This window comes from Dinghuibacter sp., assembly GCF_035492835.1.
GTDB lineage: Bacteria > Bacteroidota > Bacteroidia > Chitinophagales > Chitinophagaceae > Dinghuibacter.
In genome coordinates this window covers 1-15,160 of record NZ_DATJIY010000217.1, presented here as the reverse complement: position 1 = coordinate 15,160, position 15,160 = coordinate 1, and the positions used below count along the sequence as shown (strand labels likewise).

Annotated in this window: 14 protein-coding genes; 4 read left to right on the top strand and 10 right to left on the bottom strand. The window is 59.9% G+C overall.

Annotation, left to right across the window (positions count from 1 at the left end; genetic code table 11):
• Positions 1-20 precede the first annotated feature (20 nt).
• Genes VL547_RS20105 through VL547_RS20095 form a run of 3 tightly spaced genes read left to right on the top strand, consistent with a single transcriptional unit; the run spans position 21 to position 2,953 of the window.
• Entirely contained in the window at positions 21-1,025 is a 1,005-nt protein-coding gene (locus VL547_RS20105) for a GlxA family transcriptional regulator (protein ID WP_325581297.1), read from the top strand.
• A complete protein-coding gene (gap, locus tag VL547_RS20100) occupies positions 1,022-2,017 on the top strand; it encodes a type I glyceraldehyde-3-phosphate dehydrogenase (protein ID WP_325581295.1) in 996 nt (331 codons plus the stop codon). Before VL547_RS20105 ends, gap begins: the two co-directional genes overlap by 4 nt.
• A gap of 21 nt (positions 2,018-2,038) precedes the next feature.
• Positions 2,039-2,953, top strand: a complete 915-nt coding sequence (locus VL547_RS20095) for an SDR family NAD(P)-dependent oxidoreductase (RefSeq protein WP_325581294.1) — start codon at positions 2,039-2,041, stop codon at positions 2,951-2,953.
• On the opposite strand, the gene VL547_RS20090 is transcribed toward VL547_RS20095, so the two are convergent.
• Genes VL547_RS20090 through VL547_RS20075 form a run of 4 tightly spaced genes read right to left on the bottom strand, consistent with a single transcriptional unit; the run spans position 2,922 to position 7,164 of the window.
• Positions 2,922-4,625, bottom strand: coding sequence for a hypothetical protein (locus VL547_RS20090; protein WP_325581292.1), 1,704 nt, complete (start codon positions 4,623-4,625; stop codon positions 2,922-2,924). The genes VL547_RS20095 and VL547_RS20090 overlap by 32 nt on opposite strands.
• A gap of 31 nt (positions 4,626-4,656) precedes the next feature.
• Positions 4,657-6,294, bottom strand: coding sequence for a SulP family inorganic anion transporter (locus tag VL547_RS20085; protein ID WP_325581290.1), 1,638 nt, complete (start codon positions 6,292-6,294; stop codon positions 4,657-4,659).
• 13 nt (positions 6,295-6,307) lie between these two features.
• Complete coding sequence (locus VL547_RS20080; protein WP_325581288.1) at positions 6,308-6,892, bottom strand: methyltransferase domain-containing protein; 585 nt, start codon at positions 6,890-6,892, stop codon at positions 6,308-6,310.
• A complete protein-coding gene (locus VL547_RS20075; RefSeq protein WP_325581286.1) occupies positions 6,889-7,164 on the bottom strand; it encodes a hypothetical protein in 276 nt (91 codons plus the stop codon). The genes VL547_RS20080 and VL547_RS20075 overlap by 4 nt, the downstream gene beginning before the upstream one ends.
• 77 nt (positions 7,165-7,241) lie before the next feature.
• Here VL547_RS20075 and VL547_RS20070 point away from each other — a divergent pair, with 77 nt between their 5' ends.
• Complete coding sequence (locus VL547_RS20070; protein ID WP_325581284.1) at positions 7,242-7,949, top strand: Crp/Fnr family transcriptional regulator; 708 nt, start codon at positions 7,242-7,244, stop codon at positions 7,947-7,949.
• A 4-nt stretch (positions 7,950-7,953) separates the two neighbouring features.
• Here the strand turns inward: VL547_RS20070 and VL547_RS20065 are convergent, their stop codons facing one another.
• The 6 genes from VL547_RS20065 to VL547_RS20040 form a co-directional block, all read right to left on the bottom strand.
• Positions 7,954-9,423, bottom strand: a complete 1,470-nt coding sequence (locus VL547_RS20065) for an NAD(P)/FAD-dependent oxidoreductase (RefSeq protein ID WP_325581282.1) — start codon at positions 9,421-9,423, stop codon at positions 7,954-7,956.
• Complete coding sequence (gene soxC / locus VL547_RS20060) at positions 9,414-10,598, bottom strand: sulfite dehydrogenase (RefSeq protein ID WP_325581280.1); 1,185 nt, start codon at positions 10,596-10,598, stop codon at positions 9,414-9,416. The genes VL547_RS20065 and soxC overlap by 10 nt, the downstream gene beginning before the upstream one ends.
• The gene (locus VL547_RS20055) at positions 10,595-11,053 is read right to left on the bottom strand and encodes a cytochrome c (protein ID WP_325581278.1); all 459 of its coding nucleotides are present in this window, start codon (positions 11,051-11,053) and stop codon (positions 10,595-10,597) included. The genes soxC and VL547_RS20055 overlap by 4 nt, the downstream gene beginning before the upstream one ends.
• Before the next feature lie 7 nt (positions 11,054-11,060).
• Positions 11,061-12,659 (bottom strand): hypothetical protein, encoded by a 1,599-nt coding sequence (locus tag VL547_RS20050; protein WP_325581276.1) that lies wholly within the window; start codon positions 12,657-12,659, stop codon positions 11,061-11,063.
• An 11-nt stretch (positions 12,660-12,670) separates the two neighbouring features.
• Positions 12,671-13,963: a DoxX family protein gene (locus VL547_RS20045; RefSeq protein WP_325581274.1), complete on the bottom strand. Its 1,293-nt coding sequence runs from the start codon at positions 13,961-13,963 to the stop codon at positions 12,671-12,673.
• Positions 13,964-13,975: 12 nt separating this feature from the next.
• Positions 13,976-15,160: RagB/SusD family nutrient uptake outer membrane protein (locus tag VL547_RS20040; RefSeq protein ID WP_325581272.1), on the bottom strand; the 1,185-nt coding region annotated here is incomplete at its 5' end.

Sequence of the window (15,160 nt, the reverse complement as noted above, 5' to 3'; positions counted from 1 at the left end):
CACGGTCGTACTTTTGCTCCATGTCAAGCCAAAAGCTGATCGTAGTCATCCCGATGCCGGGGATTTTCCTCCTGGATATCGCCGGTCCCTGTGATGTTTTTATGGCGGCGAACCGCTTCTTGAATGAAAGCACGGGATATGACGGCGGCGAGATGTACGAACTGTTGCTGGCCTCACCCACCGGCGCCCGGAAGATCATGACCAAGAGCGGCGTCGAGATCGAATGCCCGGTGCTGGCGCAGGAGATCGACAGACCCATCGACACCCTCATCGTCGCCGGATTCTCAAGGATGGAACTGCAAAAAGGGCACCCGTTCTTCTCCTGGCTCGGCGGCGTCTATCCGGCGGTGCGCCGCATCTGCTCCGTTTGCGTGGGGACGTATGCCCTGGCGGAGGCGGGTATCCTGGATGGGAAAAAGGCTACCACGCACTGGGAATTCAGTTATGATTTTCAACAACGCTATCCGGCGGTCAAGGTGGACGCCAACCCTTTTTATACACGTGACGGCAATGTATACTCGTCCGGCGGCGTGTCCTCCGGGATCGATCTGTCGCTCGCCCTCGTCGAAGAGGACTGCGGACGCGACGTCGCCCTGAACGCGGCCCGTAAGCTGGTGCTGTCGCTGAGACGGCCGGGGTATCAGACCCAGTTCAGCTCGCTGCCGCAGGTGAATGGGTTTGAGCATTCGATCGCGGGCAAGCTGCATCCCTGGCTGATCCGGCACCTGTCGGGGCCGCTGGGGGTCGAACAGCTCGCCGAACACAGCCACATGAGCGTGCGCAATTTCACCCGCGTATTTCAAAAGGAAACCGGCCAGACGCCCGCCAAATTCATCGAGAAGCTCCGGGTCGAGGTGGCCAGGAAATACCTGGAAGACAGCGACCTTACGATGGACCAGATCGCGGAGAAGTGCGGTCTCGGCGGCACGGTGTCCATGCGGCGCACCTTTATGCGGCATATGGACGTGTCGCCCAGCGACTATCGCCGCTCTTTCAGGACATCCCTTCAAAACCAGGTATCATGAAAATAGCTATCAACGGATTTGGGCGCATAGGGAGAATGACCCTTCGCGCGCTCCAGGACAAAAAGGAAGTCGAAGTGGTCGCCATCAATGACCTTACCGACAAGACATTGCTTACCCACCTTTTCCGGTACGATACTTCCCACGGGAAATTCCCCGGCACGGTTGCCCAGCAGGATAACTGTATCATCGTGGATGGTCACCCGATCATCCTGCTGAGCGAGAAAGACCCGGCGCAGCTGCCGTGGGCCGAATTGGGCATAGACGTGGTCATCGAATCGACCGGCCGTTTTACCGACAGGTCCAAAGCGCAGCTTCACCTCGATGCCGGCGCCAAAAAAGTGTTGATCACCGCACCCGCCACCGGCGGCGTAAAGACCATCGTCGCGGGCGTCAACAACGATTGGATAACCGGGGACGACCAGATCCTGTCCACCGCCTCCTGTACGACAAACTGTATCGCCCCGGTCTTGTACCTCCTGGACAAGGAATACGGTATCGCCTCCGGATACATGAGCACCGTCCACGCCTTTACCATGGACCAGATGTTGCAGGACGGCCCGCACCGCGATTTCCGGAGGGCCCGCGCCGCCACCCAGTCGATCATCCCCACGACCACCGGCGCCGCCAAGGCCATAGGGGAGGTGTTGCCTTCGCTAAAGGGCAGGATGGATGGTTATTCCTATCGGGTGCCGGTGATCGACGGATCGCTCGCCGATATGTCGGTCAACCTGGAGCGACCCGCGACCGCCGCGGACATCAACGGGCTTTTCCGGCGCCACGCGGCCACGTCCCTGAGCGGCATCCTGGAATACACCGAAGAACCCTTTGTGTCGGCCGACATATTGGGCAACACCCATTCCTCCATCGTCGACGGCACGCTCACCCGCAGCATCGGCAACCTGGTCAAAGTGGTTGCCTGGTATGACAACGAGGTCGGGATTTCTAACCGGTTGGCGGAGTTGACGGTGGAGCTGGCCGCGGCATATGTATAATGATTGGCGTAGCTTTGCGGCATGTTCAATGCACAAAGCACCGCGGCGGAAGTCGCCGCCGGCCATGATCTCACCGGGAAAGTCGCGCTGGTCACCGGTGGTAACTCGGGAATCGGTCTCGAAACCGTAAAAGCGCTGGCGTCACAAGGCGCGGGTGTCGTAGTAGGCGCCCGGGACGCGGGCAAGGCGGCAGACCTGCCGTCCAATACAACCTTTATACCACTCGACCTGGCCGACCCTGATTCCGTCGATGCATTTGCCGGGCGTTTCCTGGCGGAGCACGACCGTCTGGACCTGCTCTTCAACAACGCCGGCCTCTTCCGGGTGCCGTCCTTACAAAAAGACAAACGCGGCTACGAGCTCCAGTTCGGCGTCAACCACCTGGGCCACTTCCAGCTGACCGGCCTTCTCTGGCCCGCCTTGAAAAATGCCGGCGGCGCCCGCGTCATAGCCTTATCCTCCATCGGCCACCGCCGGATGGGCGTGCAGCTCGACGACGTCAATTTTGAAAAACACCCTTACGACCCGATGATGGCCTATGGCCAGTCCAAGACTGCCAACGTCCTTTTTGCAGTGGAGCTCGACCGGCTGGGTAAACAGTATGGTGTCAGGGCCTTTTCGGTGCACCCGGGAGGGGTGATGACGGATATCTTCCGTTATATGACGGAACAGGAGCTCGGGGACTGGAAGCGCGGCGTAAGCGCCTTCAAAACCCCGGAGCAGGGCGCCGCCACCTCCGTCTGGTGCGCGCTCAGCGACGAGCTGAATGACGTCGGCGGGGTCTATTGTGAAGATTGTCATGTCGCCCCGGTCGTACCGCCGGATGCCGGCCCCGGTCCGGGTGTCCGCTCATTTGCGGTTGACCCGGCCACCGCAACCGCGCTGTGGCGGTTCAGCGAAGCCGCTATTTTCCCAGGAAATCCCTGGCCGTATTGAGCTCGGGTCTTTCAGAATGAGGATCCGTTACCGCCAGGAGTTGTCGGTAGTACGAGCCGGCGTTGGCCGTGTCACCCAGCAGTTGTGCGGTCCGCCCCGCGCCAAAGAGGCTGTTGAAGCGGTTGGGGCACTTGTCGAGCACGGCGCGGTATTGTTCGAGCGCCGCCCGGGTTTGATGCTGCTCCCAAAGCAGGTCCGCATATAGCTCCCGTGCGGGCAGCACCTCACCGGGCGTAACCGGGGATTTGGAGGTGCTGTCCTCCGCATCGGCGGCCTTCTTCATCAGATCCAGCGCCCTGACGTCGTCACCCTTTGCGTGTGCTATCCATGCCTGCCCGGCGGTCCTTTGTATATCGACCTGTTTTGCCTTATACGCGTCTTTTTGCTGGAGGAGCCGGAAGTACAGGGTGTCCATCCTGGCGAGCGCCCGTTGAGCCGCCGGGATGTCGTTGGATCGCGCCGCACCGATACATCTCCCGAAATGGGTGATGGCTTCCTGCCAGGGGAATTTGTCCCAGGGAAAAGAGGCGGGCTGGAGTTGGAGCCGGGCAGCCGCCGACCAGTTTTTGTTTTCGAGCGCCGAACGACAGGGTGACGCCGCGAAGGTGTACGCGTCTTTGAAATTGACCGGGTATACCTCCCGGATCGTCGCCAGGTAGTCCAGCTGCTCCCCGGCTTCCCTATCGTCGCCTTTTTGCAGGTAGGCATAAATCAGGTAGTCCAGCCCGTGCAGCTCCTCGTCCCAGTGTCCTTTTATACCGGTGGATCGCGCATAGCAGCGGGCCGCGTCGATGGAACGGCTGTTCATTTGAATGCTTTCATCCCAAAGTCCGAGCCGGGTAAAGATGTGCGACGGCATGTGTAGCGCATGGGCGGAGGATGGCGCCACCCCGGCGTATCGCCGCGCCGCCGGCAGCGCGAGAACGGCGATACCAGGATAGTCGTAGGTGTGGATGATATAGTGGACGATCCCCGGGTGGTTGGGCGCGAGCGCATACATACTGTCCAGCATCCTCCCCGCCCGCCTTTGGTGGGCGTAGGTCTTGTCCATCGGGTCGGCCGACGCATCCAATGCCAATGCGTAAAATATGGCAGCTTCCCTGTCGCGCGGATACGCGTCGTACAGCCCCGACATCGCTTTTTCAAAATGTACGGTCCGGCCGTGAACATCTGTCGTCCGCCAATCCTTGTAATAGGCGGCCACCGCGTCGACAAACGCCCCTTCCCGCGGAGACCGCCGCCGTATGGATTGCGCGATCGCGACCGCCGCCGATCCCTTCATGAGGTCAGCCTCCGTTGGAGGCTCCCACAGGGGATGAAAATGACACATGGCCACGCCCCAGTAGGCCATGGCGCAGCCCGGCGCTTCGTCGATGATTTTGGCAAACGCCTTTTCCGCTTCGTCGTATTCGAAGGAATGCAACAGCTCGACGGCGGTGTTGAAGTCGTTTTTGACCAGGTGGCTACCGGTGATGTCGAAATCGACGGTCCCGAATTCCTTGTCCGGCGGACCGCAAAGGATGAGCTGCCCCCGTTTTAGTTGCAGTTGATCGAGTGCATCTTTGGAGGGGGTTGAATCGTTGTGCGCGCAAGAGCCTAACAGCAAGGTCAGCGCCAATATGGGCGGGGAGGCTTTCAATGACTTTGTACGGGTGAATATAGGGAATTCCATTGGTGATTCCTATAACGGCCGCCGCAACCGGTCATTCCTGCTCCAGGAGAATATGGCTTCTTCGAATGGCGTCTCGCAGGGTTGCGGTGACATTGGCCTTGCCGATGGCAAACACCAACCGCGCATCCGTCAGGTCCTTTAGGATTTGGGCGTTGTGGATTTCCGATAGAATGAGCCTGGTCCCCCGGCGCCTGGATTGCTGCACAACTTCTTTGATCACGCGGATGCCCGTTGCGTCCATCAACGGCACTTTTCGCAGGCGGACGATGAGCACCCTCGGATGGCGATCGGCCAGGCGGAGGGCGTCCTGGAATTTATAGGCTGCTCCAAAGAACAGCGGTCCGGTTATCTCAAAGACTTCGACGCCTTTGGGGACCTCGATTTTTCCGGTGTCATCGCTGTTGACGTTGTCCGTCATCGTTTCGACGGAGCTGGACCGGATCATACCGCGCATGAACAGGAATGCGGCCAGGATCATACCGATCTCGATCGCGGTGGTGAGGTCGACGACAACGGTAAGGAAGAAGGTGGTAAGCAGGATGGCAATGTCGTATTTCGGGCCTTTGAGTATGGAAACGAAAGACCTCCATTCACTCATGTTGTAGCAGACGACGACCAGGACGCCCGCCAGCGTCGCCATGGGGATGAGGGCGGCCCATTTCCCAAAAAACAACAGGATCAACAATAAGGTCACGGCATGGGTCATTCCTGCAATCGGGGTGCGGCCGCCGTTTTTTACATTGGTAGCGGTGCGGGCAATGGCGCCGGTGGCGGGTATGCCGCCAAATATGGACGAACATATATTGGCGGCGCCCTGGGCGACGAGCTCCATGTTGGAGCGGTGGTTGCCGCCGATCATGCCGTCCGCCACTACCGCCGAGAGCAGCGACTCGATACCGCCCAGCAGGGCGATGGTAATAGCGGGCTGGATAAGGGTTTTGATGGTATGGAAGTCCAGGCTGGGTATATAGGGATGGGGAAGCGACGACTGGATTTTCCCGAAGCGGCTACCGACGGTTTCCACCGGCAAGTGGAGCAGGTAGGCCAATAAGGTAGTAAGCAATACGGCAACCAGCGATCCCGGGACCCTTTTTGAGACCTTCGGCCAAACAAGAATCAGTGCTATCGTGCCTCCGGCGATAAGGGCGGCATACAGGTTGGACGTCGGAAAATAGTGGGCATAGGTCTTCCATTTAGCCGGAAAATCGGCGGGGACCGCGCCCATGTGAAGCCCCAGCAGGTCTTTGACCTGGGAAGAGAAGATGACGACGGCGATACCGCTGGTAAAGCCAACGATCAGTGGGTAGGGGATGAACTTGATGACCGAGCCAAGACGGGCGATCCCCATCCCTATGAGCAGGACACCGGCCATAAAGGTGGCGATGACAAGACCACCTACGCCATAGGTCTGGACGATACCATAGACGATGACGATAAAGGCGCCGGTCGGTCCGCCGATCTGGACCCGGCTACCGCCCAGCGCTGAAATCACGAAACCGGCGATGACGGCGGTGAAAAGCCCCTTTTCCGGGGCGACCCCCGACGCGATGCCAAAGGCGATGGCGAGCGGCAAAGCTACCAGGCCGACGATGAGGCCGGCCTGGAGGTCTTTGACGAGTTGCTGCCGGTCGTAATCCTTTAGCGTGTCGAAAAGTTTTGGTTTAAACATAGGATATTGGATGTCATAATTTTATCCAAAACTTTAGCAGGTCGTCCATAAACGAGCCTATTTCCTGGAATTCAGGCGGAATCTGGTCTTCCGACCCGCAAAGGGTACAAAGCCGGGTGCCGGACGGTTTTTTCCGCAATTCGGTATACAGATAGGCGGTATAGTAACGGTAGAGCTCGCTGGAATAGGCAATGGTGTCGTCGATCTTATCGGCGCTCGAGAGGTTTTCGTAAAAAGCGTTGTAGAAGTAAAAGTGATCGAACATCGCCAGGTTGATCTGAGTGAAATTGGCGTGTAGAAAAGTGACGTTATTTATCCGGAGCTCCTTTTTGGCGGCGTTGGCGTGCTCTACGAGCTCTTTGCGTTGCTCGACGCCAAAGAAATAGGTATCGGGCGCATAAGCAGCTGCGCCCAAACAAAATTTGCCGACGCCGCTGCCAATGTCGAGGACGATCGATTGATCGGTGCCCGCCAGAAAGAGCGCGGCTTTCCTGGCAACCGGCAATGGCGTCCAATGGAGCCTGGCGTGCTCTTGAATCGAAACCGGATATAAGCTGTTCAGGTACTGGTCGGATAGCGCTGGCTTGGCGGTAATCATGGATGGGCTTGTTCGATATAAGCGATTAATCCCCTGTCGGGCGAGTCGGCCCATTCCTGCAGGATATCGCTGTCGATGGGCTCGTAGATCTCTTTTGCTCCGGGCTCCGCCGGCAACTCCATGACCGGCACCAGGGTAAAATGATTCATCTGGATATAGTCGAGACGCTTGTCCAGGGTGTAACCTTTGACGAGTACAAACCGGAAACCCTGGCGTTTTAAGTCCTGCAGGGTTTGGCTGGTCAATCTGGTCGCTGATTTGCTTTTGGTCATGTGGTTAAATTTATGGAGAATTACAGCGGCGCCCGGTGATCCTTATCACGGGGAAAAGTGATAAAAGTCAATTTTAAATGAGCATAAAAGGCCTCTTTCCTATTGATAAGTGGGATTTTGAAAGCGAATCCATACTGGCGGATTTGCCCGAAACAGAGATCGCGCAGCTGATGCGCCGGAAAACGGAAAACGATTATAAGAAGGGAGCGGTCATATTCCGCGAAGGGTCGTATCCTTCGGGAATTTACTACCTGGTCAGCGGGCGGGCCAAAAAATACAAGGTCGATCTGGATGGGGGAGAGCAGATTATTTATGTGGCTAATACCGGTGAGCTCTTAGGATATCACTCGATATTGTCGGGGGAGAATTATGTGGATTCGGCCGCGGTGTTGGAGGATAGCGTCATCGCGTTCATTCCCAAGGATGATTTCCTCGAATCCCTGGAGCACAGCGTAACCCTGAGCCGAAGACTGCTCAAAACATTGAGCCATGAGTTCTCCGTATTGGCCAACAGCCTGACAATGTATGCGCGAAGACCCGTCCGCGAAAGGCTGGCGTTACAGCTTATAGTGGTCAGGGAGAAGTATAAAAGCCACGGGAACGCAGACGCCGCGGTGGAGATCAATATGAGCAGGGACGACCTGGCCAGCCTGGTGGGCACCGCCCGCGAAAACGTAGTACGGATGCTGTCGGAATTCAAGGAGGAAGGCATCCTCGAAACAAAGGGACGCAAGATTATCGTGCGGGACGTAAAGCGGTTGATCGAAGTGGCTAATTATAAGTGATTTTTCAGTCTATCAATATCGTGGGGAAATGTTTTACCACGCGATGCGAAAAGCAATCCGCGATAGCGCGGCGGGCCGCATGATAACCGCAGAGCCCGTGCACGCCGCCGCCCGGCGGTGTAGACGCGGAGCATAGATAGATGCCCCGGGCAGACGTCGTGTAGGGGCTTGAACGGAGGGCCGGGCGGGTAAAGAGCTGCCGGATGTCAAGGGCGCCGCCGTTGATGTCTCCACCGATATAGTTGGCATTGTAGGATTCGAGCTGGGCGGTATCCATCGTATGCCGGGCAAGGATGAGCTCGCGGAACCCGGGAGCAAAGCGCTCGACCTGCCGTTCGATGACGTCCGTCCGGTCGAGGACCGAACCGTTGGGGACGTGACAGTAGGCGTACGCTGTATGCTTCCCCCCGGGGGCCCGGGTCGGGTCGAAGAGGCTTTGTTGCGCCAGCAGGACAAAGGGTTTATCGGTATGTCTACCCTTCCAGACCTCGGTCTCCCCGCGGGCGATTTCCTCGAATGTCCCACCCAGGTGAACCGTACCGGCCCGTCTGCATCGTTCATTGATGAAGGGGATGGGGCCGTCGAGCGCCCAGTCGACCTTGAATACGCCGGGGCCGTACCGGTAACGTTCGAGCTGCCGTTTGTACAACGGCGTGAATCGGTGACCCGCGATGGCCAGGAGCTGACGCGGGGTGACGTCAAAAAGGACCGCCCCGGCGGAAGGGAGTTGTCCCATGCGTTTGACGGGCGTGTTGGTCTCGATGACGCCTCCGAGCGATTGGAAGTAGGAAGCCATGGCCTCGGCGATCGAGGCGGAGCCGTCTTTGGCGATCGGCCAGCCCGTCGTATGGGCGGCGGTCATGAGCACCAAACCGATGGCGGAGGTGCTCCACCAGTCGAGGGGTAGGAGGGAATGCGCCGCCATACCCGCCCAAAGTCCCCTGGCTTCGTTGGTGCGGAATCTCCTGGCCAGCGTCTGAGCCGGGGCCAGCGCCTTGAGCCCAAAGCGGGCCATATCCAGCGGATGAGATGGGAGCCGGAGCGGCCCCAGGGCGTCTTCTGCGAGCGCCGGCCAGCGGCGCACGATGGGACCGAGGACCCTGCGATAGGCGTCCGCGTCCGCGCCCAGTGAGTCGGCCGTACCCTCGAAGGACCGCTCCAGGATCGCCGCGTTTCCGTTGTCGAGCGGGTGGGCGGCGCATACCGGTGGGTGGATGTATTCGAGACCGTGCTGGTCGAGGGGAAGCTGTTGTAAAAAGGGCGAGGCGGCGGCCATGGGATGTATGGCCGAGCAGACATCGTGCAGAAAGCCCGGCAGCGTCAGCGCTTCGGTGCGCATACCGCCGCCGATGGTGCTTTTTGCCTCGAGCAACAGCACCGAGAGACCGGCGCGTTGCAGCGTGATGGCGGCGGCCAGGCCGTTGGGCCCCGAGCCGACCACTACGGCATCATAATCTGTGTGGCTTATTTCCATTTCTCCGGTTTAAAAAATACTTGTCCGTCACGCCTGATCTCCCAGGCGGTGATGGGGTTCAGGTGGTACCCGTCGGTATGGCCACCCCTGGCCGCCGCCAGCCCGGATAGCGTCGGTTGCCGGTAACCGGTTTCGTCGGTGGCCCTGCACATGATCTCCGTTGGCCGGCCGTCCCATTGCCACAAATAGCTGAAGCGGGTATGGGCCTTCGGCAAAACGGGCCCGTGCAGCTGCGCGGGCGCCCACTGGCGGCCCGCATCCGTGCTGACCTCCACGCGCCCGATCCGGCCGCGGCCGCTCCACGCGAGGCCCTGTATCTCCACCCAACCCTTGTCGATCTGCTGCGGATAGGAGGGAAAGGTGATGATGGACCGCGCGTCCATCTCAAAGCTGAATTGCCGGAACTTCCCGCCGCCGATGGCGTAGGTGTATTTGGCGGTTTCCTCGCGGGTCATGAACGGGCCATCCGAGACTTCGATCCGCCGGATCCATTTGACGTTGGTATTCCCTTCCCAGCCGGGCAGTAGCAAACGCGCCGGGTAGCCCTGCTCGGGACGCAGCGCTTCGCCATTCTGTCCATAGGCGATCATGGCATCGTCCCAGCCCTTGTGGAGGGGTATGCTGCGCGTCATCACCGCGGCGTCGGAACCTTCGGCCAGGAACCAGGTGGCGGACGGATGGACGCCGACCTCCCGCAGCAGCGTGGACAACAATACGCCGGTCCATTCCGCCTGGCTGGTGAGACCGCAGATCTCCTGCGCGGTCATATTGGGTTTGCCCGACCGGAAATTGCCGGAGCACTCCAGGAAACAAATCCTCGACACGGAAGGGAAGCGCCGGAGATCGCGCAGCGTAAAGACCGTCGGTCTTTCGACCATGCCATGGATCAGCAGTTCATATTTGAAAGGGTCGATCGTGGGCACGCCACCGTGGTGCCGCTGGAAGTGCAGGTCGGACGGGGTGATGATGCCCATCAGACTTTGCAGTGGCGTGCGGGACGACGTATCCGACGCGATGAGCCGCGGTTGCTCGAATCCCGAACGGGTACCCAGCGTCGACGGCGGAGGGCCAGGCGTCTTCGTGGGGTCGCCCGGCGCCAGCGTCTGGACGACCTGGCCGGCCGCCGTCTTTATCAGGGCGAGCGCGGCCCCTGCCAACAGTGTGCGTCGTTTCATCTTCCCCTGTCGTTTACAAAAAGATTCCGTGCCGGCATCCGCACCGCCGCCAGCCTGGCGGAATCGAGCATCGTTTTTTCAGTGATGACGCGGTTGGCGCTCAACAGGTAGGCTGTCAGGCTATACACTTCATCGTTACTTAGCGACCCCGGCGCATTCAGTGGCATGGCTCGCCGGATATAGTCGAATACCGTCGTGGCGTAGGGCCAGTAGTTACCGATGGTTTTGCCGGTATCGCCCACGAGTCGCGGTGATGACCCCTCCCTGCCGGTGACGCCGTGGCAGGCGGCGCATTTGGCGGCGTAGATGACTTGCCCGGTGACGGCGTCCCCACTACCACGCGGCAACCCGCGGCCGTCCGGACGGATGGCGATGGCCATCGAGTCGATCTCGTGCGCGGCAGCCGGCCTGCCGAAGCCAAAGCGCTCCGGCGCCCGCCGGCAGGATAACAGCAACAGGATGCTAATACTTGCCGGCCTGCAAGCTGCTTTCAGACAACGCATAGGGAATCGGGTTTCTGTCCAGGACGATATACAGCGAGTCTTTGCGCTCGTCGATACCGCGCAGGACGATGTGCGAGCCGTCGGACGTCTCGTAGTGCAGGATCATGCGGTCCCTTTTTTCCACTTTGGGCGCTTCGGCGTACTCTTTCTCACGGCGCGCGGAGGCGGCCAGCGGGTCGATGTGGTCGACTTCATTCCCGATATGCGTCCACGCCGTGGCGCTGATCCAGGAATTATGCGGTTTTTCGGGATTATCCTTGTGTTTGCCCCCTCTTCTGCCCCGCTCGCCCGGCACGGGTGCGAGGTATTTATTCTCCAGATACAAGACGTGATCGACGGTATCGGCAAAGTAGTGGAAAGCCCGTCGTCCGCCCGCAACGCCGCTGATCTCGAAGTTGCGTTCGATGTCGCGCTGGGGGGCGCCGCCTCCGTTGCCGAGCTCCAGCGGTAATGGCCGGTTAACGGCAAAGGTCAGCGAAGACCAGCTTTCGAAGGTGGCGTCCTGCCAGCGGACCGTATCCAGTGGGTTGTAAGGAACCGGTTGGTTATTGACACGGAATTCCGAGACGATATAGCGGCCGCGCAGGGCGTGAACGCCGGCCACCGCGGGTTGCTTATAGGGGTCGTACCGGAAGTTGACGTACTGGAGCCAGAAGAGCACGACAATGAACAGGAAGAGGGCGGCGCCCTTCAGCAGCCAGCGGCCGTAGCGTTGCCACGCGGCGTGCAGCACGGGATATACGTCCAGGGGCGCCGCGGTCTTTTCGCCGATCAGCAGCCGGTATAGGATGGGTACGTCTTTTACCAGCAGGAAAGCGGCCAGCAGGACGAAGTAGCTCGCATAGACGTGGACGCCGCCGTCATAGGCAAGGTTGACATAGACGATGTCGCCCAGCGCGCCCATCAGCATGATGGCGCCGAGCGTCGTGGTCCGCCGGAAGAAAAGGAAGGCGCCCGCCGAGCACTCGACCACACCCGCAAAGACCTGGTACCACGGGACGATGCCAACCGACAGCCAGAACACCTTCTGCGCGGTCATGTCGCCAAAGTTCGTATCCAGCACCCCCAGGGAAGGGTAGGGCATCTGGACGGGGAACAACTTGGTGAACCCGAAACCGATGATGCCGATACCCGCGCGATAACGGACGATGACGCGGAGCCAGTAATAGAGGAGGTTGTATTCGCTTCGCTCCGTGTGCCGCAGCTTTACGACCGCCGTCCACGCCAGGCCCGCGACCGCGGCGATCACCAGGGTCCATAACCAGGTCGCGTAACCGATCAGGGGGCTTCCCAGGAAATTCCGCGACACGGGGATACCGGAATCGAAACGGGCAACGTCGTAGAGATCGCGATAGTTCAACCGGAACCAGTTGAAACGGGCGACCTCGGCGTACCACTGGGCGGTGTTGGGGAGGGACATGACGATGAAGAAAACGAAGGCGATCCGGAAGGAGATTTTTTCCCAGCCCTTCCAGGGCCGGTAGGGCTCCCGGAGGGGAGCGGCCGGAGTGAACGCTTGACGGCGTGCGGCTGGCCGGGCAGGTGCTGTGATAGACATGGCAATGACGTTTAGAGTTTCAATTGATGGTTGTTACGACCGCTATGGGCGGCCTCTTCGAGCAGGTATTTCTTGTCCACCCGGTCCAGGACGACGTACAGCGAATCGTGCGACGGGCTGAGCCCGGACAATACGATGCGGGTGCTATCGGGCCGGTCGTACCGCAGGGTAAGGGTGTCGTAGCCGAGACGCGGATCTTTGTTGGTCAGCCGCAGCACGTGACTCGCGGTGTCGAACGAATAGTCGTAGTAGCTCCGTCCGTTGGTCCCCTGCGATTCATACGTCTTGTCGAGGTTGGAGACGGCGGTGATGGCCTCCGTATTCGATGCATCGATGTGTGCCGCGCGGTTGGCGGCGATGCTGATCGTCGGCCAGCGCTCGAACACCACGTTCGTCCAGCGGATGCTGTCCATCGCCGAATAGGGCAGGGTGTCGCGACCAATGCGGAAGAGGCTGACGTTATAGAAACCGGTCACGATCCCCTTGCCACCGGGCACCTGGTAGGGATCGTGCCGGTAACCCCGTTGGGCGCTGACCCCGTACAGGATGACAAAGACGAGGATGACGGCGGCTTTGGCGCCCCAGCGGAGGTAAGGCCGCGATAGCGCGAGCCGCCAGGTGTTGGGCGCGGTCGGCTGCCGTAGTACCAGCAGGCTGAAGAGGCGGTAGGCGTCGTAGGAAAGGACGAACAGGGCCAGGGAAACGAGATAGGCGCTGTAGACGTATTCCCCTCCTTCGTAGGCAAGGTTCGACATGAAGACGTTGCCCGTGAAGAAAACGATGACGAGGGCGCCGATGGAGGCCGTTTTCCTGTACAACAACAACAGGGCCGCGACGATCTCCACGCCGCCCAGGAAGGACTCGTAGGAGGGCACGATCCCCAGGCTCATGCCGAACAGCTTCCAACGGGTGAAGTCGCCATACGGAGTGTTCAGGTTGCTCAGCGACGGAAAGGGCGCCTGTAACGGGTATAGCTTGATAAAGCCATAGGCCAGCAAACCGATCGCCAGCCGGTAGCGTACGATGGCCGTGACCCAGTAGCGCCAGCGGTCCCAGTCGGGTTGCGGCTGACGCCGTTGCCAGACAAAGGAGCCTATCAGCGCCAGCGCCGCGACAACCAGCCAGTCGGCGAAGGACGGCGTCGAGCCGAAGAAGCGTGGCGTGTAGTGCGCCAGGACGAAGAGGCCCCTGTAGCCCAGGTGCGACCCCGGCAGGGAAAAGACATCCGCATAGTAGTGGATGTCCAGCGGAATGACCTGCAACGCGAAGTACAGGAGCAGGAAGCGGAAGAGGATCGATTTCATGTTGGTATGTTTTTAATATCCGGGGTTCTGGGCGAGGCTTCCATTGGAAAGCTGTATCTCGTTGAGGGGAATCGGGAATACGAGTTTATTGGGATCGGTGATACCCAATACGGCCTGCGCCCGCCCCGTGCGTACCAGGTCGAACCAGCGGTGTGGCTCCAGGGCGAATTCGACGCGGTTTTCATTTTCAATCGCCAGCAGGATGTCTTCCTGGGTTTGGGCGGTACTGTTTTCGACCCCCGCGCGGGTCCGGACAGCGTCGAGGTCGGCCAGGGCGCCGGGCAGCTCGTTTTGTTCCGCCCTTGCCTCCGCGCGGATCAGGTATACCTCCGCTATACGAATGATATAGGAGGGATCGGTCGCCGGGTTGCGGTATTGGAGGTTGCCGTACCATAGACCCGTGGAGGTTTCGGCGATCAGCGCGCTGCGTCCGCCGCCGATAGCGGGATTATTCAGGAAGTAAACGATGGAGTCGTTGGGCGCCCATTGCCTTGTGCCACCGGTGGCCGGCGGTTGCCAGCTGTTGCGGCTGGGGTTGGTATAGGTCACGCTGTAGGCCAGCTCGAATATGGATTCCTTCGTCCCCACCGCGCTGGCGGGTTGGAAGAAGGAGCTGAAGGGCGTCAGCAGCTGGTAGTCGGCGTTGTCCGCCAGGACCTTGCCCGCATAGAGCTCCGCGTTGGCCCAATCCTTTTGGTACAGGTAATAACGGGCCTTGAGCGCCCAGGCCGTTTCCTTGTTGGCCCGTACGGGATTCTGGGACGCCGGCAGCGCCATCAGCGAGTCGGCTGCGTCGAGGTCGCTCAGCACCTGGGCGTAGGTTTCGGCCAGTGTGCTGCGTTGCAAGCCGTTCTTGCCGGTGGCCGTTTGCGTGGGTGTCAGGGTGATCGGTACCCCGCCCCACGCCCGCGCCAGGTCGAAGTAGGCAAGGGCCCTGATGAAGTACCCCTCGCCGGTAAGCTGGTTCTTCTGCGCCTGCGTGAAGGAAGGATCGGTCACGGCAGGCACCTTGGCAATCACCTGGTTGGCGCCGTTGATGGTGGCGTAGATGCCGTCCCAGACGCTTTCCAGGTTGTCGTTATCCGAGGTGATGCTGTGGATGATGAACTGGTCGTCCGTCTGGTGCGAGCCCGTCCATTGGATATTGTCGCCGGCGAGATACCCGAAGGCTTCATAGCCGCCGCCGTAGTATTGCTG